At 69.9% G+C, this 15996-nt stretch carries 20 protein-coding genes; 10 read left to right on the forward strand and 10 right to left on the reverse strand.

The window, feature by feature from the left end; genetic code table 11:
• The first annotated feature begins 16 nt into the window (after window positions 1–16).
• From QTI20_RS19265 to QTI20_RS19275, 3 genes are read left to right on the forward strand one after another with little or no spacing between them, the layout of a single operon-like run.
• Entirely contained in the window at window positions 17–529 is a 513-nt protein-coding gene (locus QTI20_RS19265) for a CinA family protein (protein ID WP_286553189.1), read from the forward strand.
• Window positions 526–1017, forward strand: coding sequence for a nuclear transport factor 2 family protein (locus QTI20_RS19270; protein WP_286553190.1), 492 nt, complete (start codon window positions 526–528; stop codon window positions 1015–1017). The genes QTI20_RS19265 and QTI20_RS19270 overlap by 4 nt, the downstream gene beginning before the upstream one ends.
• A gap of 19 nt (window positions 1018–1036) precedes the next feature.
• Window positions 1037–1345, forward strand: a complete 309-nt coding sequence (locus tag QTI20_RS19275; RefSeq protein ID WP_286553191.1) for a GNAT family N-acetyltransferase — start codon at window positions 1037–1039, stop codon at window positions 1343–1345.
• 64 nt (window positions 1346–1409) lie between these two features.
• Here the strand turns inward: QTI20_RS19275 and QTI20_RS19280 are convergent, their stop codons facing one another.
• Window positions 1410–2225 carry a UPF0149 family protein gene (locus QTI20_RS19280; protein WP_286553193.1) on the reverse strand — a complete coding sequence of 272 codons (816 nt, stop codon included), beginning with the start codon at window positions 2223–2225 and terminating at the stop codon, window positions 1410–1412.
• Between QTI20_RS19280 and QTI20_RS19285 the strand changes: the two genes are divergently transcribed.
• Entirely contained in the window at window positions 2224–3975 is a 1752-nt protein-coding gene (locus QTI20_RS19285; RefSeq protein WP_503011415.1) for an FMN-binding glutamate synthase family protein, read from the forward strand. The two genes, QTI20_RS19280 and QTI20_RS19285, sit on opposite strands and share 2 nt — an antisense overlap.
• Entirely contained in the window at window positions 3972–4877 is a 906-nt protein-coding gene (locus tag QTI20_RS19290) for a BUD32 family EKC/KEOPS complex subunit (protein ID WP_286553196.1), read from the forward strand. The genes QTI20_RS19285 and QTI20_RS19290 overlap by 4 nt, the downstream gene beginning before the upstream one ends.
• 20 nt (window positions 4878–4897) lie before the next feature.
• Here the strand turns inward: QTI20_RS19290 and QTI20_RS19295 are convergent, their stop codons facing one another.
• The 7 genes from QTI20_RS19295 to phaC form a co-directional block, all read right to left on the reverse strand.
• The gene (locus tag QTI20_RS19295) at window positions 4898–5443 is read right to left on the reverse strand and encodes a glutathione peroxidase (RefSeq protein WP_286553197.1); all 546 of its coding nucleotides are present in this window, start codon (window positions 5441–5443) and stop codon (window positions 4898–4900) included.
• Between the two features lie 64 nt (window positions 5444–5507).
• Window positions 5508–5957 carry a PIN domain-containing protein gene (locus QTI20_RS19300; protein ID WP_286553198.1) on the reverse strand — a complete coding sequence of 150 codons (450 nt, stop codon included), beginning with the start codon at window positions 5955–5957 and terminating at the stop codon, window positions 5508–5510.
• Window positions 5954–6430, reverse strand: coding sequence for a DUF2269 family protein (locus QTI20_RS19305; protein ID WP_286553200.1), 477 nt, complete (start codon window positions 6428–6430; stop codon window positions 5954–5956). Before QTI20_RS19305 ends, QTI20_RS19300 begins: the two co-directional genes overlap by 4 nt.
• Window positions 6427–6777, reverse strand: coding sequence for a DoxX-like family protein (locus QTI20_RS19310; RefSeq protein ID WP_286553478.1), 351 nt, complete (start codon window positions 6775–6777; stop codon window positions 6427–6429). The genes QTI20_RS19305 and QTI20_RS19310 overlap by 4 nt, the downstream gene beginning before the upstream one ends.
• A 17-nt stretch (window positions 6778–6794) precedes the next feature.
• The gene (locus tag QTI20_RS19315) at window positions 6795–7919 is read right to left on the reverse strand and encodes a saccharopine dehydrogenase family protein (protein ID WP_286553201.1); all 1125 of its coding nucleotides are present in this window, start codon (window positions 7917–7919) and stop codon (window positions 6795–6797) included.
• Window positions 7920–8138: 219 nt separating this feature from the next.
• On the reverse strand, window positions 8139–9317 hold the full coding sequence (locus QTI20_RS19320; RefSeq protein ID WP_286553203.1) for an acetyl-CoA C-acetyltransferase: 1179 nt from the start codon (window positions 9315–9317) through the stop codon (window positions 8139–8141).
• A 51-nt stretch (window positions 9318–9368) separates the two neighbouring features.
• Window positions 9369–11066 (reverse strand): class I poly(R)-hydroxyalkanoic acid synthase, encoded by a 1698-nt coding sequence (gene phaC / locus QTI20_RS19325; protein WP_286553204.1) that lies wholly within the window; start codon window positions 11064–11066, stop codon window positions 9369–9371.
• Between the two features lie 111 nt (window positions 11067–11177).
• On the opposite strand from phaC, the gene QTI20_RS19330 reads away from it, so the two are divergent.
• Window positions 11178–11486, forward strand: coding sequence for a hypothetical protein (locus QTI20_RS19330; protein ID WP_286553206.1), 309 nt, complete (start codon window positions 11178–11180; stop codon window positions 11484–11486).
• Here the strand turns inward: QTI20_RS19330 and pgeF are convergent.
• Window positions 11418–12164, reverse strand: coding sequence for a peptidoglycan editing factor PgeF (pgeF, locus tag QTI20_RS19335; protein WP_286553208.1), 747 nt, complete (start codon window positions 12162–12164; stop codon window positions 11418–11420). The genes QTI20_RS19330 and pgeF overlap by 69 nt on opposite strands.
• Window positions 12161–12811 carry a maleylacetoacetate isomerase gene (gene maiA / locus QTI20_RS19340; protein WP_286553479.1) on the reverse strand — a complete coding sequence of 217 codons (651 nt, stop codon included), beginning with the start codon at window positions 12809–12811 and terminating at the stop codon, window positions 12161–12163. The genes pgeF and maiA overlap by 4 nt, the downstream gene beginning before the upstream one ends.
• A 233-nt stretch (window positions 12812–13044) precedes the next feature.
• On the opposite strand from maiA, the gene QTI20_RS19345 reads away from it, so the two are divergent.
• The 4 genes from QTI20_RS19345 (at window position 13045) to QTI20_RS19360 (ending at window position 15977) form a co-directional block, all read left to right on the forward strand.
• On the forward strand, window positions 13045–14106 hold the full coding sequence (locus QTI20_RS19345; RefSeq protein ID WP_286553209.1) for a porin: 1062 nt from the start codon (window positions 13045–13047) through the stop codon (window positions 14104–14106).
• Between the two features lie 129 nt (window positions 14107–14235).
• A complete protein-coding gene (locus tag QTI20_RS19350; RefSeq protein ID WP_286553210.1) occupies window positions 14236–14937 on the forward strand; it encodes a fumarylacetoacetate hydrolase family protein in 702 nt (233 codons plus the stop codon).
• Window positions 14938–14940: 3 nt separating this feature from the next.
• Window positions 14941–15495, forward strand: a complete 555-nt coding sequence (locus tag QTI20_RS19355; protein ID WP_183022906.1) for an NUDIX hydrolase — start codon at window positions 14941–14943, stop codon at window positions 15493–15495.
• An 8-nt stretch (window positions 15496–15503) separates the two neighbouring features.
• Window positions 15504–15977 carry a CreA family protein gene (locus QTI20_RS19360; protein WP_286553212.1) on the forward strand — a complete coding sequence of 158 codons (474 nt, stop codon included), beginning with the start codon at window positions 15504–15506 and terminating at the stop codon, window positions 15975–15977.
• The last annotated feature ends 19 nt before the right edge of the window (window positions 15978–15996 follow it).

Genomic DNA, 15996 nt, shown 5'->3' on the forward strand with positions numbered 1-15996 from the left:
TGCATACTCGCCGCCCATGAACGACGCCTATTCCACCCTGCCCGCCCTGGCCGCCGAGGTCGCCGCGCTGCTGCAGCGCCGCGGCTGGATGCTGGCCACGGCCGAGAGCTGCACCGGTGGACTGATCGCCGCGGCGTGTACCGAACTCTCAGGCTCCAGCGCCTGGTTCGAGCGGGGCTTCGTCACCTATTCCAACGCCGCCAAGCACGAATCGATCGGCGTCGACGCGGCGCTGATCGACGCGCACGGCGCGGTCAGCGAAGCGGTCGCGCGCGCCATGGCTTCGGGCGCGCTCGCGCATTCGAACGCCCAGGTCTCGCTGGCCGTCACCGGCGTGGCCGGCCCGACCGGCGGCACGCCCGACAAGCCGGTGGGCACCGTGTGGTTCGGCTGGTCGGTCGACGGCGTGCTGCGCAGCGAGCGCCGCCGCTTCGACGGCGACCGCGCCGCCGTGCGCGCCGCCACCGCCCACCATGCCCTGCAGACACTGGCCCTGCTCCTGGCCGACGCCCCTCCTCCCGCACCATGACCACCACACCCGAACAGACGATCCGCCGCTTCTACGACGCCTTCGCCCAGCTCGACGCCGACACCATGGCCGCCTGCTATGCCCCCGACGCCACCTTCAAGGACGAGGTGTTCGAGCTGCGCGGCGCGCGCGAGATCGGCGGCATGTGGAAGCTACTGGGCAGCAGCACCAAGGCCAAGGGCGCGGACATCTGGAAGCTCACGTACCGCGACGTGAAGGCCGACGGCACCCGGGGCCAGGCCCACTGGGACGCGCACTACCGCTTCAGCGCCACCGGCCGCATCGTGGACAACGCCGTCGATGCGCGCTTCACCTTCACGCCCGAGGGCCTGATCGCCACGCACCGCGACAGCTTCTCCTTCTGGACCTGGGCCCGCCAGGCGCTGGGCCTGCCGGGCCTGCTGCTGGGCTGGTCGCCGAGCCTGCGCCGCAAGGTGCGCGGCACCGCGGCCGCCAACCTCAAGGCCTTCCTGGCCCGTCAACCCTGATTTCCTGGAGCCGCATCCGATGGCCGACCTCCGCATCGTCAACAACGCCGAACTGCACCGCTACGAGGCCTACGCCGGCGACGCCCTCGCGGGCTACTGCGAATACAACCTGCTGACCGACGCCATCATGTTCACGCACACCGAGGTGCTGCCGGAGAACGAAGGCAAGGGCGTGGGTTCGGCGCTCGCGAAACACGTGCTCGACGCCGCGCGCAGCGAGGGCAGGCACGTGATCCCGGTGTGCCAGTTCATCGCGGGCTACATCCGCAAGCACCGCGACTACGCGGACCTGGTGCGGCCGGACATCCAGCGCGCCTTCAAGATCTGAGGACGGCGAACGAACCGGCCATCGTGGCCGCTTCGTTCGCACGTCGAGCGTGCGCCTCAGGCCCTCAGGCGCCGTGGCACTTCTTGAACTTCTTCCCGCTGCCGCAGGGGCACGGGTCGTTGCGCCCCGGCGTGGCTTCCTTGCGCACCGTCTCGACGCGCGGGCCCATGCTCTTCCAGAGCTGGCGCAGGTCGTAGACGGCCCAGATGGCCTCGCCGAACTCGTCGAGCCGGCGCTGGCTCACGCTGGGCGGGCCGTCCTCGCTGAACATCGAGAGCTCGGGCTTGCCGGTGTCGTCCTCGGTCAGCGCGACGATGGAATGGAGCGCGTCGTCGAGCATGCCCGCGGCCTCCTTGTCGCGCGGCGCGGCCCAGTCCTCGGGCCAGTTCTCGACCGCGAACATGAAGCCCAGCGCATAGACCTGGGCGAAGGAGGGAATCGCCTCGCCGGCGACTTCCTCGCGCTCCTCCTCGGGCAGCGAGGCGATGGCGCCGCGGGTGTCGAGCACCTCGGGCTGGTAGCTGCGGTCGTCGTCGAGCGCCTCGACGTCGGCGTCGAGCGCCTGCTCGACCTCGCGCCAGCGGCGTTTCCAGTGCCAGACGAATTCCATCTGTTGCGCGGCGACGAAGCTGTCGCCCAGCAGCACGGGCCAGTACTCCGAGGGCGGGATGGCGCGGCGCGAACAGACCAGCGCGGCCAGGAAGCCTTCGCAGAATTCCCACTGCGGGATCTCGTCGTCCTTCTCGCGCATCGCGTCGAGCAGGGTGTCGAGCAGGTCGAAGTCTTCGGGGCCGAGGGCCTTTTCTGCGCTCGGGGTGAGCGAGGTCGCAGGGGTGTCGTCGGAGGGCGGGGAAGCGGGGGTATCGGGTGTCGTGGTCATGAAAAGGCCGGATAGAGCCCTCTATGATGCAGCAGGCTCCCGGAGAGACATCATTTCATCCCCCACGTTTTCCTTCTTTCCAGCCCGTTACAGCGCCTTTGCGCTGTGCGTGGCAGGCCTCGTCGCCAGTGTCGTCGCCTCGGTCCTGCTGCCGCAGGCCTGGACGGCCTGGCTCGCGCTGGCCGTGTTCGCCACGCTCACCGGCGTGGGCGTGCACGACCTGCGCCAGGAGCGGCATGCGATCCTGCGCAACTACCCGGTGATCGGCCACCTGCGTTTCCTGCTGGAATTCATCCGGCCGGAGATGCGCCAGTACTTCATCGAGAGCGACAGCGAAGCCGCGCCCTTCTCGCGCGCGCAGCGTTCGCTGGTCTACCAGCGCGCCAAGGGCGAACCCGACAACCGGCCCTTCGGCACCCAGCTCAACGTCACGCTCTCGGGCTACGAGTGGATCAACCATTCGATGCAGCCGACGCAACTGGCCGACCACGACTTCCGCATCGTGATCGGCGGCACGCCCAACCCGGCCACGCCCTCGGGCTTCACCTGCACCCAGCCCTACAGCGCCAGCGTGTTCAACATCTCGGCCATGAGCTTCGGCGCGCTGTCGGCCAACGCGATCCTGGCGCTCAACCAGGGCGCCAAGATGGGCGGCTTCGCGCACGACACCGGCGAGGGCTCGATCTCGCAGCACCACCGGGTGCACGGCGGCGACCTGATCTGGGAGATCGGCTCGGGCTACTTCGGCTGCCGCAACGACGACGGCAGCTTCAGCGAGGAGCGCTTCATCGTCAACGCGCGCGACCCGCAGGTGAAGATGATCGAGATCAAGCTGAGCCAGGGCGCCAAGCCCGGCCACGGCGGCGTGCTGCCGGCGCCCAAGGTCACGGCCGAGATCGCGGCCGCGCGCGGCGTGCCGATCGGCGTCGACTGCATCTCGCCCTCCTCGCACGGCGCCTTCTCCACGCCGACCGAGATGATGCATTTCATCGCCCGGCTGCGCGAGCTGTCGGGCGGCAAGCCCACCGGCTTCAAGTTCTGCCTGGGCCACCCGTGGGAGTGGTTCGCGATCGTCAAGGCCATGCTCGAGACCGGCATCACGCCCGACTTCATCGTGGTCGACGGCGCCGAAGGCGGCACCGGTGCGGCCCCGGTGGAGTTCAGCGACCATGTGGGCGCGCCGCTGCAGGAAGGCCTGCTGCTGGTGCACAACACGCTGGTGGGCGTGGGCCTGCGCAGCCGCGTCAAGGTCGGCTGCGCGGGCAAGGTGATCACCGCCTTCGACCTGGCACGCATGATGGCGCTGGGCGCCGACTGGTGCAACGCGGGCCGCGGCTTCATGCTCGCGCTGGGCTGCATCCAGGCCCAGAGCTGCCACACCGGCCACTGCCCGACCGGCGTGACCACCCAGGACCCGGTGCGCCAGCAGGCGCTGGTGGTGCCGGCCAAGGCCGAGCGGGTGCGCAACTTCCATCGCAGCACGCTGCATGCGCTGCAGGAACTGGTGCAGGCCGCGGGCCTGGACCATCCGCAGCAGATCACCGCCCACCACATCGTGCGCCGCATCTCCGACACCGAAGTGCGCCTGCTGAGCAACCTGGTGATGCAGGTGCAGCCCGGCGCGCTGCTCGGTCCGCTGGACCAGCAACACACGGTGTTCCGAATGTACTGGCCGCTGGCCAGCGCACAGAGCTTCCAGCCCATGGCCCAGGACATGCCCGAGCCCCAGGACCAGGCCCTCGCCGCATGAACCCCTTGCATCGCGGCCGCGGCAGCACATCGACGCGCGTGCAGATGCGCAAGGGCGCGGCCTCCGCGCCGGCCCCGCTCACCGCCCAGGACACGCCACGCGACGGCTACGCCGAATTCCTGCGCAGCACGCTGCCGCGTCAGGCCGACACCGTCGCCAGCCACCGGCTGGGCCAGGAGCGCGTGTGGCTCAAGAAGGCCGGCCCGCGCCACGGCAAGTGGGGCTACCGCGTGATGGCGCTGTTCGCCCATGCGCTGCGGCTGGACATCATCAAGCCCGTGCCCAACCCGGGCGGCGAGGCGGCGGTGGCCATCGAGGCCCGGCGGCTGCGCCAGTTGGGCGCGGCCGGGCTGCGCGTGCCCCAGGTGCTGGCGCAGGAGGCGGGCGGCCTGCTGCTGTCGGACCTGGGCCAGAGCCATGCCACCGTGACCGTGCAGGAACGCATCGAGCAGGCGGCCGCGGCCGGCCCGGCGGCGCTGCTGGCCGTGTGGCGCGAGGGGCTGGAAGCCATCGCCGCGGTGCATGCGCGCGGCGCCTACCTGAGCCAGGCCTTCGACCGCAACCTGGTGCAGTGCCCCGACGGCGTGATCGGCTACATCGACTTCGAGGACGACCCGGGCGAGACCCTGGACCTGGTCGACTGCCAGGTGCGCGACTGGCTCAGCTACCTGCACTCCACCGCCATGCTGGTGCGCGCCGCCGCGCCGCAGGCCGCGGGCGAGCACTGGCACGCGATGCAGCAGAGCGGCGCCAGCGAAGCCGTGCGCGAGCGCATCGCCGAGGCCTCGCGCCGCATGCGCTGGCTGCGCAAGCTGCCCGCGAGCCGCCGCTGGGGCCGCGACACGCAGCGCGTGCGCGCGCTGGCGCGGCTGCTGGGGCGCTGGTACCCGGACCGGGACTGAGGCCGCTGGACGCGGCCGCCTCAGGCGCGGTCGAGTTGCGCGTCGATGGCCGCCAGCAGGGCCGGGTCCTCGGCCGTCAAGTCGGGGGCGAAGCGCGCGACCACCTGCCCTTCGCGGCTCACGAGGAATTTCTCGAAGTTCCACAGCACCTCGCCAGGCTGGCCCTGGGCCAGGCCCATGCCCGCGAGGCGCTGGCGCAGCGGCCCGTCGCCGATGGCCTGGGGCTGCGCGGCCGTGAGTTCGGCGTACAGCGGGTGCCGGTCCTCGCCCTTGACCGAGAGCTTGGAGAACAGGGGAAAGTGGACGTCGTAGTTCAGGCTGCAGAAGCCGCTGATCTCGGCGTCGGTGCCCGGCTCCTGCCCGGCGAAGTTGTTGGCCGGAAAGCCCAGCACCTGCAGGCCCTGCGCCTTCTTCTGCTGGTAGAGCTTCTCGAGCCCCTCGTACTGCGGCGTCAGGCCGCACTTGGAGGCCACGTTGACGATCAGCAGCACCTCGCCGCGGAAGGGGGCCAGGGTCGTGGGGGTGCCGTCGATGCGACGGACGGGGATGTCGTAGAGGGTGGACATGGCAGCGTTCCTTTCAGGGGCGCCATCGTATAGGCGATGCCTGCATCGCGCAGGCTTGCGCGCGCTAGCCCGCAGGCGGGGCTTCGTAACTCGGCGCCACGGTCACACCCAGCGTCGCGAGCCGCTTGCGCATCACCAGCACCGCCTGGTCCTTGCTCAGCAGCCGCGCGCGGTGCATCACCGCGAGGTCGATGAAGACCTGGTCGTCGGGGTCCTTGCAGACGAAACGCGCGCGGGGTGGTGTGCCTTCCACGAGGCGCGCCTGCGCATCGAAGGCGGCCAGCACCGCCTCGGGCGCGCGCGCGTCCTTGGCCAGCCGCCGCACGATCAGCGGATAGCCCAGCACGCGCGCGAGCTCGACGCGCATCGCTGCGGTGGCCAGCCACCGCAGCGTGCCCGCGGCCAGCGCCGCGCGCAACGCGGCCCAGCGCGGGTCGTCGAAGACCAGCAGGTCGAGCACGATGTTGGTGTCGATGACGATCGCGGTGTCGTCGGCAGAAGGATCAGGGGTCACGAGAACAGGGCCGGCTTGGCCACCATGAGATAGAAGATGCCCAGCATCGCCACGAAGGCCGGGTAGCCCAACCATTCCCAGTAGCGCGCATAGCGGGTGAAGCGTTCGGGCAACGCGGTGCCCTGCTGCGCGGCCTCGCGCGCCATCGCGGCCAGCCGCAGCTGCAGCCACACCACGGGCAGCCAGCAGGCGCCGGCCAGGACGAACAGGCCCAGCGACAGCATCAGCCAGGGCGTGCTCAGCGGCAGGCCGGCCAGATGCGCCATCGCGAGGCCGGTGGCCGGCTGCAGCACGATGGTGGGCGTGGTGAACCACCAGTCGGCCCGCACCACCAGCCGCGCCACCACGGCCTGCGCCGCCACGCTGCCGCTGCGGTTGGCGAAGAACATGTAGTAGGCCGAGCCGAAGCCGGTGCCGACCAGCACCACGCTCGACAGGATGTGCAGCCACTTGAGGGTCAGGTAGAGGCTCATCGTCTTGAGCTCGCCAGCAGCCACAGCGCCGCGGCGATGGGCAGGTTCTTGGTCAGGGGCCCGAGCGGATGCAGCCACAGCGCGGGCAGCAACAGCGTCGCGACCACCGTCATGCCGACCATCGCGGCCAGTGCCGCGAAGTAGACGGCGCGCGTCGGCCGCAGCCACAGCAGCAGTCCCAGCAGCGCATCGACGGCCGCGCCGCCCAGGATCAGGCCGCGCCGCAGCGCCGGGTCGCCGATGCCGGCCGCGACCAGCAGCTCGGTGCTCTGGCCGTCGAGTTCCCACACGCTGGCCACCGCGGTCGCCAGCCACACGAAGACCAGGCTGAAGCGCAGCCACGACATCTCACGGGACGCTGCGTTCACGGCGGGAGCTCCGATGCGGTCTCGACGCGCAGGTCGGTCACCATGCCCCAGCGCGCGAACTCGGGCGCGAACTCGGCCAGCGCCAGCAGGCCGCTGCTGGTGAACGCCCCCACCGGCGCGGGCTCGCCGCGTGCCCAGCGCCGCGCCAGCAGGATCGCGGCCATGCAGGGGATCTCGGGCCCGTGATCGTCGTCGGCCGCGATGTGCCAGGCCACGCGGGCCGGCCGGCCGCCCGCATCGAGGCCCTGCACGCGCACCACCATGCCGCCCAGCGCGGAGCCGAGGAAGTCGATGGTGCCCGCAGCCAGGTTGAGCCATTTCGCCCAGCGCGCGGGGTCGGGCAGCAGGCCGGCCCCGCGCAGGGCCGCCAGCGTGGCGAAGGCCCGCTGCGCGAAGCCCAGCTCGAGCGCAGCGCGGAACATCACGCGCTGCGACACGCCATAGCGCGCCGGAAAGAGTTCGAGGTCGGGGATGTCGCACAGCGCGCCCAGCCGCGGCCGCAGCCGCTCGAAGTGCACGCGCGATGGGCTCGCCCAGCCACGCTGCGCCTGCCAGCGGCCCTGGTCCCAGACCGCTATCGGTGCGCCGCAATAGCCCAGCACCGCGGCCATCGTGGCCTCGCCGCGCGGCGCGGTCTGGGCCGGCGCGATGCAGGTGTCGATCGTGTCGATGCGTTGCCAGCCGCGCGCGAGTGCGTCGACCACGGCCGAGGACAGCGCGGGCACGGTGCTCGCGCCGCACACGGCGCTGCGGCCGGCGGCGCGGAAGCGCGCATCGAGCGCCGCGGGAAAATCGCAGACGAAGCGGCGCCCGTCCGAGAGATCGATGTAGTGCGCGCCGGCCGCCGCGGCGGCCTCGGCCACGCCATAGCCCTGCACCTGGAACGGGCCGGCCGTGTGGATCAGCAGTTCGATGCCGAGCCGGCGCAACTGCGCGGCGAAGTCGGCGGACCCGAGGTCGATGGCGATGCCGACCGTCCCCTGCCCCACCTCGGCCGCCAGTGCTTCGGCGCGCCGCAGGTCGCGGCCGCCGATGCACAGGGCGATGGCCGGGTCGCCGGCCAGCGCGCGCACGATGCGCACGCCGAAATTGCCGTAGCCGCCGAGGACCAGCGTCTTCATTGGCGCGTCAACGTCCATGGCGCTTTGAACAGGCGGCAGCACTCAGGCGCGCCGCCACGCCAATGGGAACGTACAAGATGGGCGACTCAGAACGTGCGAAGGAACCGTCGCGAACGCCCTGAGCCTGCCAAGGCTGGGTTCTGGACCGGCGCCGCACTTGCGTGCGGTGAGGACCGCAGATGCGGGATCGGGGCGCGCAGCAGGTTCTTTCGTACGTTCTCAACGTTCGATGGTCAGGGCCACGCCCATGCCGCCGCCGATGCACAGCGAGGCGATGCCCTTCTTGGCGTTCTGGCGCTTCATCTCGTGCAGCAGCGTCACGAGGATGCGGCAGCCGGACGCGCCGATCGGGTGGCCGATGGCGATCGCGCCGCCGTTGACGTTGACCTTGCTCACGTCCCAGCCCATCTCGCGGTTCACCGCGCAGGCCTGGGCCGCGAAGGCTTCGTTGATCTCCAGCACGTCGAGGTCGGCGGCCTTCCAGCCCGCGCGCTCCAGCGCCTTGCGCGATGCGCCGACCGGGCCCATGCCCATGATCGCGGGGTCGAGGCCCACGGTGGCGTAGCTCGCGATGCGGCCCAGCGGCGTCAGGCCCAGGGCGGCGGCCTTCTTGGCCGTCATCACCATCACGGCAGCCGCGCCGTCGTTGAGGCCCGAGGCGTTGCCGGCCGTCACGCCGCCGGCCTTGTCGAAGGCGGGGCGCAGCGCGGCCAGGCCTTCGGCGCTCGACTTGCGGTTGATGAACTCGTCCTTGTCGAAGACGATCGCATCGCCCTTCTTCTGCGGAATGGTGACGGCCGTGATCTCGTCCTTGAACTTGCCGGCGTCCTGCGCGGCCGCGGCCTTGGTCTGGCTGCCCAGCGCGAGCTCGTCCTGCGCGGCGCGGTCGATGTTGTATTGCTTGGCCACGTTCTCGGCCGTGATGCCCATGTGGTACTGGTTGTAGACGTCCCACAGGCCGTCGACGATCATGGTGTCGACCAGCTTCCAGTCGCCCATGCGCTGGCCGTTGCGCGAATTCGGCAGCACGTGCGGCGCCAGGCTCATGTTCTCCTGGCCGCCGGCGATCACGATCTCGCTGTCGCCCGTGGCCACGGCCTGCGCCGCGAGCATCACGGCCTTCAGGCCCGAGCCGCAGACCGCATTGATGGTCAGGCCCGGCGTGGCCTTGGTCAGGCCGCCCTTGAGCAGGGCCTGGCGCGCGGGGTTCTGGCCCGCGCCCGCGGCCAGCACCTGGCCCATGATGACTTCGCCGATCTCCTCGGGCGAGCGGCCGGCGCGCGCCAGCACTTCCTTGATCACGATGGCGCCGAGCTCGGTGGCGGCGATGCCGGCCAGCGAGCCGCCGAACTTGCCGACGGCGGTGCGGGCGGCTGAAACGATGACGATGTCTTCCATGATGAATGCTCTCCGTTGCTTTGGGCTGGAATGAAAAAAGGAAAAGGATGTTCAGGCGCGGGCCTTGACGTAGCGGCCCGGCGCCGGCTCGCCAGCCACATAGCTGCGGCCCTTGCCGTAGGCCTTGGGCGCGGGGATCTGCTTGCCCGCATGGCCCTTGAGCCATTGCGACCAGTCGGTCCACCAGCTGCCCGGATGCTCGACCGCGCCGGCCAGCCACTCGGACTGCGCCTGGGGCAGCTTGCCGTCCTCGCGGATCCAGTGGCTGCGCTTCTTCTTGGCCGGCGGGTTGATCACGCCCGCGATGTGGCCCGAGGCCCCCATCACGAAGCGCTTCTTGCCGCTCAGCAGTTGCGTCGACGCGTAGGCGCCGCCGATGGGCACGATGTGGTCCTCGCGCGAGCCGTAGATGTAGGCCGGGATGTCGATGCGGCCCAGGTCGATCTTCTCGCCGCAGACGGTCAGTGCGTTGGGCTGGGCCAGCTTGTTCTCGAGGTAGGTGTTGCGCAGGTACCAGGCGTAGAAGGGGCCGGGCAGGTTGGTCGCGTCGCTGTTCCAGTAGAGCAGGTCGAAGGGCGGCGGGGTCTCGCCCTTGAGGTAGTTGCCCACCACGTAGTTCCACACCAGGTCGTTGGGGCGCAGGAAGCTGAAGGTCGACGCCAGGTCCATGCCCGGCAGCAGGCCGCCCTGCCCCATCTGCATCTCGCGCAGCTTGACCATCGCCTCGTCGATGAAGATGTCGAGGATGCCGGTGTCCTGGAAGTCGAGCAGCGTGGTCAGCAGCGTGACCGAGGCGGCCGGCTTCTCGCCGCGCGCGGCCAGCACCGCCAGCGCGGTGCCCAGGATGGTGCCGCCGACGCAGAAGCCCAGCGCGTTGATCTGCGGGCTGCCACCGATCTCCTGCACCACGTGGATGGCCTTGATGGCCGCGTCCTCGATGTAGCGGTCCCAGGTGAAGTCGCGCATCGACTCGTCGGGGTTGCGCCAGCTCACGACGAACACGCGATGGCCCTGCTCGACCGCATAGCGGATCAGCGAGTTCTCGGGCTGCAGGTCGAGGATGTAGAACTTGTTGATGCAGGGCGGCACCAGCAGGAAGGGCCGCTCGTGCACCTTGGCCGTGAGCGGCTTGTACTCGAGCAGCTGGAACAGCTCGTTCTCGAACACCACCGCGCCCTCGGTGGTCGCGACGTTGCGGCCGACCTCGAAGGCGCTCTCGTCGGTCATGCTCAGGTGGCCCTGCTGGATGTCATGGACCAGGTTCTGCACACCCTTGGCGATGCTCTCGCCGCGGCTCTGGAGCGCCTTCTGCTGCGCCTCGGCGTTGAAGGCCAGCGAGTTGCTGGGCGAGGAGGCCGCGAGCCATTGCTCGATGGCGAAGCGCAGGCGGGCGCGGGTCTTGGCATCGGTCTCGATCGCATCGGCCATGCCCAGCAGCGTGCGCGCGTTGAGCAGGTAGACGGCGGCGGCGAAGGCCGACAGCGGGTTGCTCGTCCAGGCTTCGCCGGCGAAGCGCTTGTCGGCCGCGGGCTGCGCGCTCATGCCATTGCGCCAGAGCTCGCCGGCCTCGGCCACGTACTGTTCCTGGATCGCCTTGAGCTTGTCGGCGGCGAAGGTGAAGCGCGGTATCTCGGGTGCGGCGCCGGGCGCGCCCATCGACTGGAAGGACGAGAGCGCCTTCTGCCAGCCTTGGGTCAGTGCTTCCTGGAACGGGGTGAAGGCATCGGAGGATGCGGCCTGCTGCTTCATGGGTTCTCCTGGTTCCTGGACTGCTTTTGATTTTGAGTATCCTGCATTCGCCGGGCGCCCACAACGCGACGCCCCCTCATTTCAGCTTTCTCTTTCTCTCCTTCGCATCCCATGTCCCTCTACCTCGTGATCATCGCCTGGCTCTACGTCACCGTGATGATGGCCGTGGCCGAAGCCACCAACACGAACGGCACGGTGCTGGGCGCCATCTTCACCTTTCTACTCTACGGCCTGCTGCCGCTGTCCCTGGTGGTTTACCTGATGAGCACGCCCGCACGGCGGCGGGCACTGAAGGAAAAGGAAGCCGCGGCCCGTGAAGCCGCGCGCCTCGCGGCCGCCGCCAAGGCGGCATCAGACGCGCCAGACGGCGGCGGCGAAACGGCCGCTGACCCCGTCGCGCCGGTGCGAGAAAAACCGTAAGGGATTGCGCACCGTGCACCAGTCCTCGCTGCCGTCGTTGCCGTAGATCCCGGCCACCCCCGCCGAACGCAGCCGCTGGCGCGCGAGCGCGGGCAGGTCGGCCCACCACTTGCCCGGTGCGCCCGTGGGGCGAAAGCATTGCGCGGCCTCGGCCGACGACGCCTCGAACGCGGCCTTGACCTCGTCGCCGACCTCGAAGGCCTGCGGCCCGATGCAGGGGCCGAGCCAGGCGATGGGACGCGCTTCACCGAAGCTGTCGACGCTGCGCTCGAGCACGCCCGCGGCCAGGCCGCGCCAGCCCGCATGCGCGGCCGCCACGCGCCGGCCCTCCGCATCGGTGAACAGCACCGGCAGGCAGTCGGCCACCATCATCGTGCAGGCCAGGCCCGTCTGCGTGGTGGTGCAGGCATCGGCCACCGCGCCGTCGGGCGTGCCGGGCTGCAGCGCCAGCACATCGGCGCCATGGACCTGCCGCAGGAACACCGCCTGGGCATCGATGGCCGCGCGCAGCTGCGCCCGGTTGGCCGCCACATGCGCCGGGTCATCGCCCACATGGTCGCCGAGGTTGAGGCCGCGCCATGCGCCTTGCGAGACGCCGCCCGCGCGCGTGGTGCACACGGCCCGCACGCCCGCGGGCGCGGGCCAGTCGGGCTGCAGCCAGTCCAGCGCAGGGGTCATGTTTCAGCGTCGGGGCAGCGGGAAGGTTGGGCGCGTTGAAACGCATCGAGCTGCATCGCCGCCTCATACGCCGCCATCGTGCGCGGCAGGCCGCTCAGGTCGGCGTCGAAACGCTGGGCATTGAAGATCTGCGGCACCAGGCAACAGTCGGCCAGCGTGGGCGTGTTGCCGTAGCAGTAGAGGCTCGCGGGCAGGCGCGCCAGCTGGCGCTCGAAGGCTTCCAGACCGTCGCGCACCCAGTGGCGGTACCAGGCGTTCTTGGCGGCCTCGTCGACCTTGAGCTCGCGCACCAGGTACTTGAGCACGCGCAGGTTGTTGATCGGGTGGATCTCGCAGGCGATCATCTGCGCCAGTGCGCGCACGCGCTGGCGGCCCACCGGGTCGTGCGGCAGCAGCGGCGGCTCGGGGTGCAGTTCGTCGAGGTATTCGATGATCGCCATCGACTGCGAGAACAGTTCGCCGCCCGACGACGCATCCTCTTCCAGCACCGGCACCAGCATGTCGGCCGACAGCGTGTTGAACGGCGCCTGGTGGTTCTCGCCGCGCGCGATGTGCACCGGCACGTAGTCGTAGGCCAGGCCCTTGAGGTTCAGCGCGATGCGCACGCGGTACGAGGAGGAGGAGCGAAAGTAGTTGTGCAGCTTCATCATGCATCGAGCATATCGCGGCCCCTGCGCGGCGGGGCCCCGGCACACGGGCCCGAGGGCCTATCACGCCCCGATGACGGAGCGCCCTGCTTACCCCCTCGACGCACGGGTTTACCCTGAGTTGTCACACAAAGTTTCTCTAATCGGAAGGCGCCCGGCAACGGGCGCCACGCGCATGTCCGGCGCCTCGCGCAAGCAGCCGCCGGCATCCCCCCAACGAAGAAACGACTTCCATGAAAAACACTCTCGTCGCCATCGCGGCCCTGACCGCCGCCGCCGGCGCCTTCGCCCAATCCAACGTCCAGCTCTTCGGTGTGCTCGACGCCTCGCTGGCCCACATCAAGGCCGACAATTCCAGCATCACCGGCCTGGCCAACGGCGGCCAGTCGAGCAGCCGCCTGGGCTTCCGCGGCGTCGAGGACCTCGGCGGCGGCCTGGCCGCGGGCTTCTGGCTCGAAGCCGGCATCAACGTCGACAACGGCAACAGCGCCGGCCTGTCCTTCGACCGCCGCTCGACCGTGAGCCTGTCGACCAACGAACTGGGCGAGCTGCGCCTGGGCCGCGACAAGTCGCCGGCCTACCTCAACATCGAGACCTTCGATCCCTTCGGCGACGTCGGCGTGGGCGGCATCGGCGGCTCGAACCTGGTCGGCAGCGCCTCCTCGGCGGTCGGCACGCCCGAAGGCAGCGCGCCCAAGCGCACCAGCAACGGCATCAACTACCTGCTGCCCGCCACGCTGGGCGGCTTCTACGGCCAGGTCCAGTACGCCTTCGGCGAACAGGTCTCGAACGTGGCCAACGACACGCTGCGCGACTCGGTCGCCCTGCGCCTGGGCTACGGCTCGGGCCCGCTGAACGTGGCCCTGGGCTACGGCGAGACGCGCGGCGGCACCACCGCCGTGGGCGTGGACTACAAGTCGACCAACATCGGCGCCTCGTACAACTTCGGCGTTGCCAAGCCCATGATCGTGTACGCCAGCGAGAAGGGCAACGGCCGCCGCGTCGACCTGCTGGGCGTGGGTGTGACCGTGCCCGTGGGCGCCGGCGAGATCCGCGCGGCCTACAGCCACTTCCAGCGCAAGGACATCGACAACGCCGACTCGGACAAGTTCGCGCTGGGCTACGGCTACAACCTGTCGAAGCGCACCCAGGTCTACGGCACCATCGCCCGCGTGAGCAACGACGACCGCGCGAACCGCGGCCTGGCCGTGTCCTCGTCCTCGCTGGCCAGCCCGACCATCGCGCTGGGCAGCAGCGTGACCGGCTACGAACTGGGCCTGCGCCACAGCTTCTGATCCCCGCCAGCGGCCTCCACGGGCCCTGACCTGACGCGTGCCGCGCCGCCCCTGCGAAGGGGCGCCGCGGCACGTCTTCGTTGCGCCTCTGGCAAACTGCCGTTCTCGCTTCAAAGGACGAACAAGCAAATGGCTTCCGAGTACGTTTTCCCCGCGCCGGCCGTGGTCAGCATCCCCGTCGCCGGCCAGCCCGCCCGCTTCCCGGTGCACCGCATCTACTGCGTGGGCCGCAACTACGAGGAACATGCCAAGGAAATGGGCTTCACCGGCCGCGAGCCGCCCTTCTTCTTCATGAAGCCGGCCGATGCGGTGGTGGTGGTCGACGCCGGCCAGACCGGCACCATGGCCTACCCCTCGCTCACCCACAACCTGCACCACGAGATCGAGCTGGTGGTGGCCATCGGCACCGGCGGCAAGAACATCGCCGCGGCCGATGCGCAAAAACACATCTTCGGCTATGCCGTGGGCCTGGACATGACCCGGCGCGACCTGCAGGGCGAGATGAAGAAGCAGGGCCGCCCCTGGGACATCGGCAAGAGCTTCGAGCAGAGCGCGCCCATCGGCCCGATCGTGCCCGTGGCTGAGGCCGGCGACGCGCCCAACGCCGAGATCGCGCTGCAGGTCAACGGCAGCGAGCGCCAGCGCAGCACGGTGAGCAAGCTGATCTGGAACATCGCCGAGACCATCGAGCACCTGTCGGCCGCCTGGGAACTGCAGCCCGGCGACCTGATCTTCACCGGCACGCCCGAGGGCGTGGCCGCGGTGGTCGCGGGCGACACGCTGGTCGGCACCGTGGCCGGCCTGCCGACCCTCACCGTGAAGATCGTCTGAGCGATGAGCGTCATCCACCTTCCCATCAAGCACTGCAAGAACTGCGGCACCGCCGTGGTCTACCGCGTGCCCGACGACGGCGACACGCGCGAGCGCGCCGTGTGCCCGGCCTGCCACACCATCCACTACGAGAACCCGGTCAACGTGGTGGGCACCATCCCCGTGCTGGGCGAGCGCGTGCTGCTGTGCAAGCGCAACATCGAACCGCGCTGGGGCAAGTGGACGCTGCCGGCCGGCTTCATGGAGCTCAACGAATCGACGGCCCAGGGCGCCGCGCGCGAGACCGATGAAGAGGCCGGCGCGCACTTCGAGATCGAAGGCCTGTTCGCCGTGATGAGCGTGATCCGCGTGGGCCAGGTCCACCTGTTCTACCGCGCGCGGCTGCTCGACGACGTGTTCGACCCGGGTCACGAGACCATCGAGGCGAAGCTCTTCACCGAGGAAGAGATTCCCTGGGACGAGATCGCCTTCCGCACGGTGCGCGAGGCGCTGCGCTGCTATTTCGACGACCGTCGGCGCGGCAATTTCGACCGCGTGCACACCCTGGACATCACTTGAACCTCTTCATGAAGACCCAACGCCTCGCCTTCGTTCTCCTCGGCGCCATCGCCGCCTGCACGGCCGGCGCCGAGCAGGTGGGCGAGGTCGACACGGTCTTCAAGCTCATCGGCCCCGACCACAAGATCGTGGTCGAGGCCTACGACGATCCGCAGGTGGCCGGCGTGACCTGCTATGTCTCGCGCGCCAAGACCGGTGGCGTCAAGGGCGCCTTCGGCCTGGCCGAGGACAAGGCCGAGGCCTCGATCGCCTGCCGCCAGGTCGGGCCGGTGAGCTTCACCGAGCCGATCAGGAAGCGCGACGAGATCTTCAGCGAGCGCCAGTCGATCATGTTCAAGCGCCTGCGCGTGGTGCGCATGGTCGATGCCAAGCGCAACACGCTGGTCTACATGAGCTACTCCGACCGGCTGGTCGAGGGCTCGCCGCAAAACAGCGTGACCGCGGTGCCGGTCGACCGGGCCACGCCGATTCCCCTGAAGTAGACGAAGCGAAGCCGCACGG

Origin of the sequence: Variovorax sp. J2P1-31, from assembly GCF_030317215.1 — a bacterium.
Classification (GTDB): Bacteria; Pseudomonadota; Gammaproteobacteria; order Burkholderiales; family Burkholderiaceae_C; genus Variovorax.

Coding starts and splice junctions, on each gene's coding strand:
- QTI20_RS19270 (WP_286553190.1), top strand. CDS start 526: ATGACCACCACACCCGAACAGACGATCCGCCGCTTCTACGACGCCTTC.
- QTI20_RS19330 (WP_286553206.1), top strand. CDS start 11,178: ATGTCCCTCTACCTCGTGATCATCGCCTGGCTCTACGTCACCGTGATG.
- QTI20_RS19355 (WP_183022906.1), top strand. CDS start 14,941: ATGAGCGTCATCCACCTTCCCATCAAGCACTGCAAGAACTGCGGCACC.
- QTI20_RS19295 (WP_286553197.1), bottom strand. CDS start 5,443: ATGTCCACCCTCTACGACATCCCCGTCCGTCGCATCGACGGCACCCCC.
- maiA (WP_286553479.1), bottom strand. CDS start 12,811: ATGAAGCTGCACAACTACTTTCGCTCCTCCTCCTCGTACCGCGTGCGC.
- QTI20_RS19350 (WP_286553210.1), top strand. CDS start 14,236: ATGGCTTCCGAGTACGTTTTCCCCGCGCCGGCCGTGGTCAGCATCCCC.
- QTI20_RS19360 (WP_286553212.1), top strand. CDS start 15,504: ATGAAGACCCAACGCCTCGCCTTCGTTCTCCTCGGCGCCATCGCCGCC.
- QTI20_RS19275 (WP_286553191.1), top strand. CDS start 1,037: ATGGCCGACCTCCGCATCGTCAACAACGCCGAACTGCACCGCTACGAG.
- QTI20_RS19320 (WP_286553203.1), bottom strand. CDS start 9,317: ATGGAAGACATCGTCATCGTTTCAGCCGCCCGCACCGCCGTCGGCAAG.
- QTI20_RS19310 (WP_286553478.1), bottom strand. CDS start 6,777: ATGTCGTGGCTGCGCTTCAGCCTGGTCTTCGTGTGGCTGGCGACCGCG.
- pgeF (WP_286553208.1), bottom strand. CDS start 12,164: ATGACCCCTGCGCTGGACTGGCTGCAGCCCGACTGGCCCGCGCCCGCG.
- phaC (WP_286553204.1), bottom strand. CDS start 11,066: ATGAAGCAGCAGGCCGCATCCTCCGATGCCTTCACCCCGTTCCAGGAA.
- QTI20_RS19280 (WP_286553193.1), bottom strand. CDS start 2,225: ATGACCACGACACCCGATACCCCCGCTTCCCCGCCCTCCGACGACACC.
- QTI20_RS19315 (WP_286553201.1), bottom strand. CDS start 7,919: ATGAAGACGCTGGTCCTCGGCGGCTACGGCAATTTCGGCGTGCGCATC.
- QTI20_RS19285 (WP_503011415.1), top strand. CDS start 2,224: ATGAAAAGGCCGGATAGAGCCCTCTATGATGCAGCAGGCTCCCGGAGA.
- QTI20_RS19305 (WP_286553200.1), bottom strand. CDS start 6,430: ATGAGCCTCTACCTGACCCTCAAGTGGCTGCACATCCTGTCGAGCGTG.
- QTI20_RS19290 (WP_286553196.1), top strand. CDS start 3,972: ATGAACCCCTTGCATCGCGGCCGCGGCAGCACATCGACGCGCGTGCAG.
- QTI20_RS19265 (WP_286553189.1), top strand. CDS start 17: ATGAACGACGCCTATTCCACCCTGCCCGCCCTGGCCGCCGAGGTCGCC.
- QTI20_RS19345 (WP_286553209.1), top strand. CDS start 13,045: ATGAAAAACACTCTCGTCGCCATCGCGGCCCTGACCGCCGCCGCCGGC.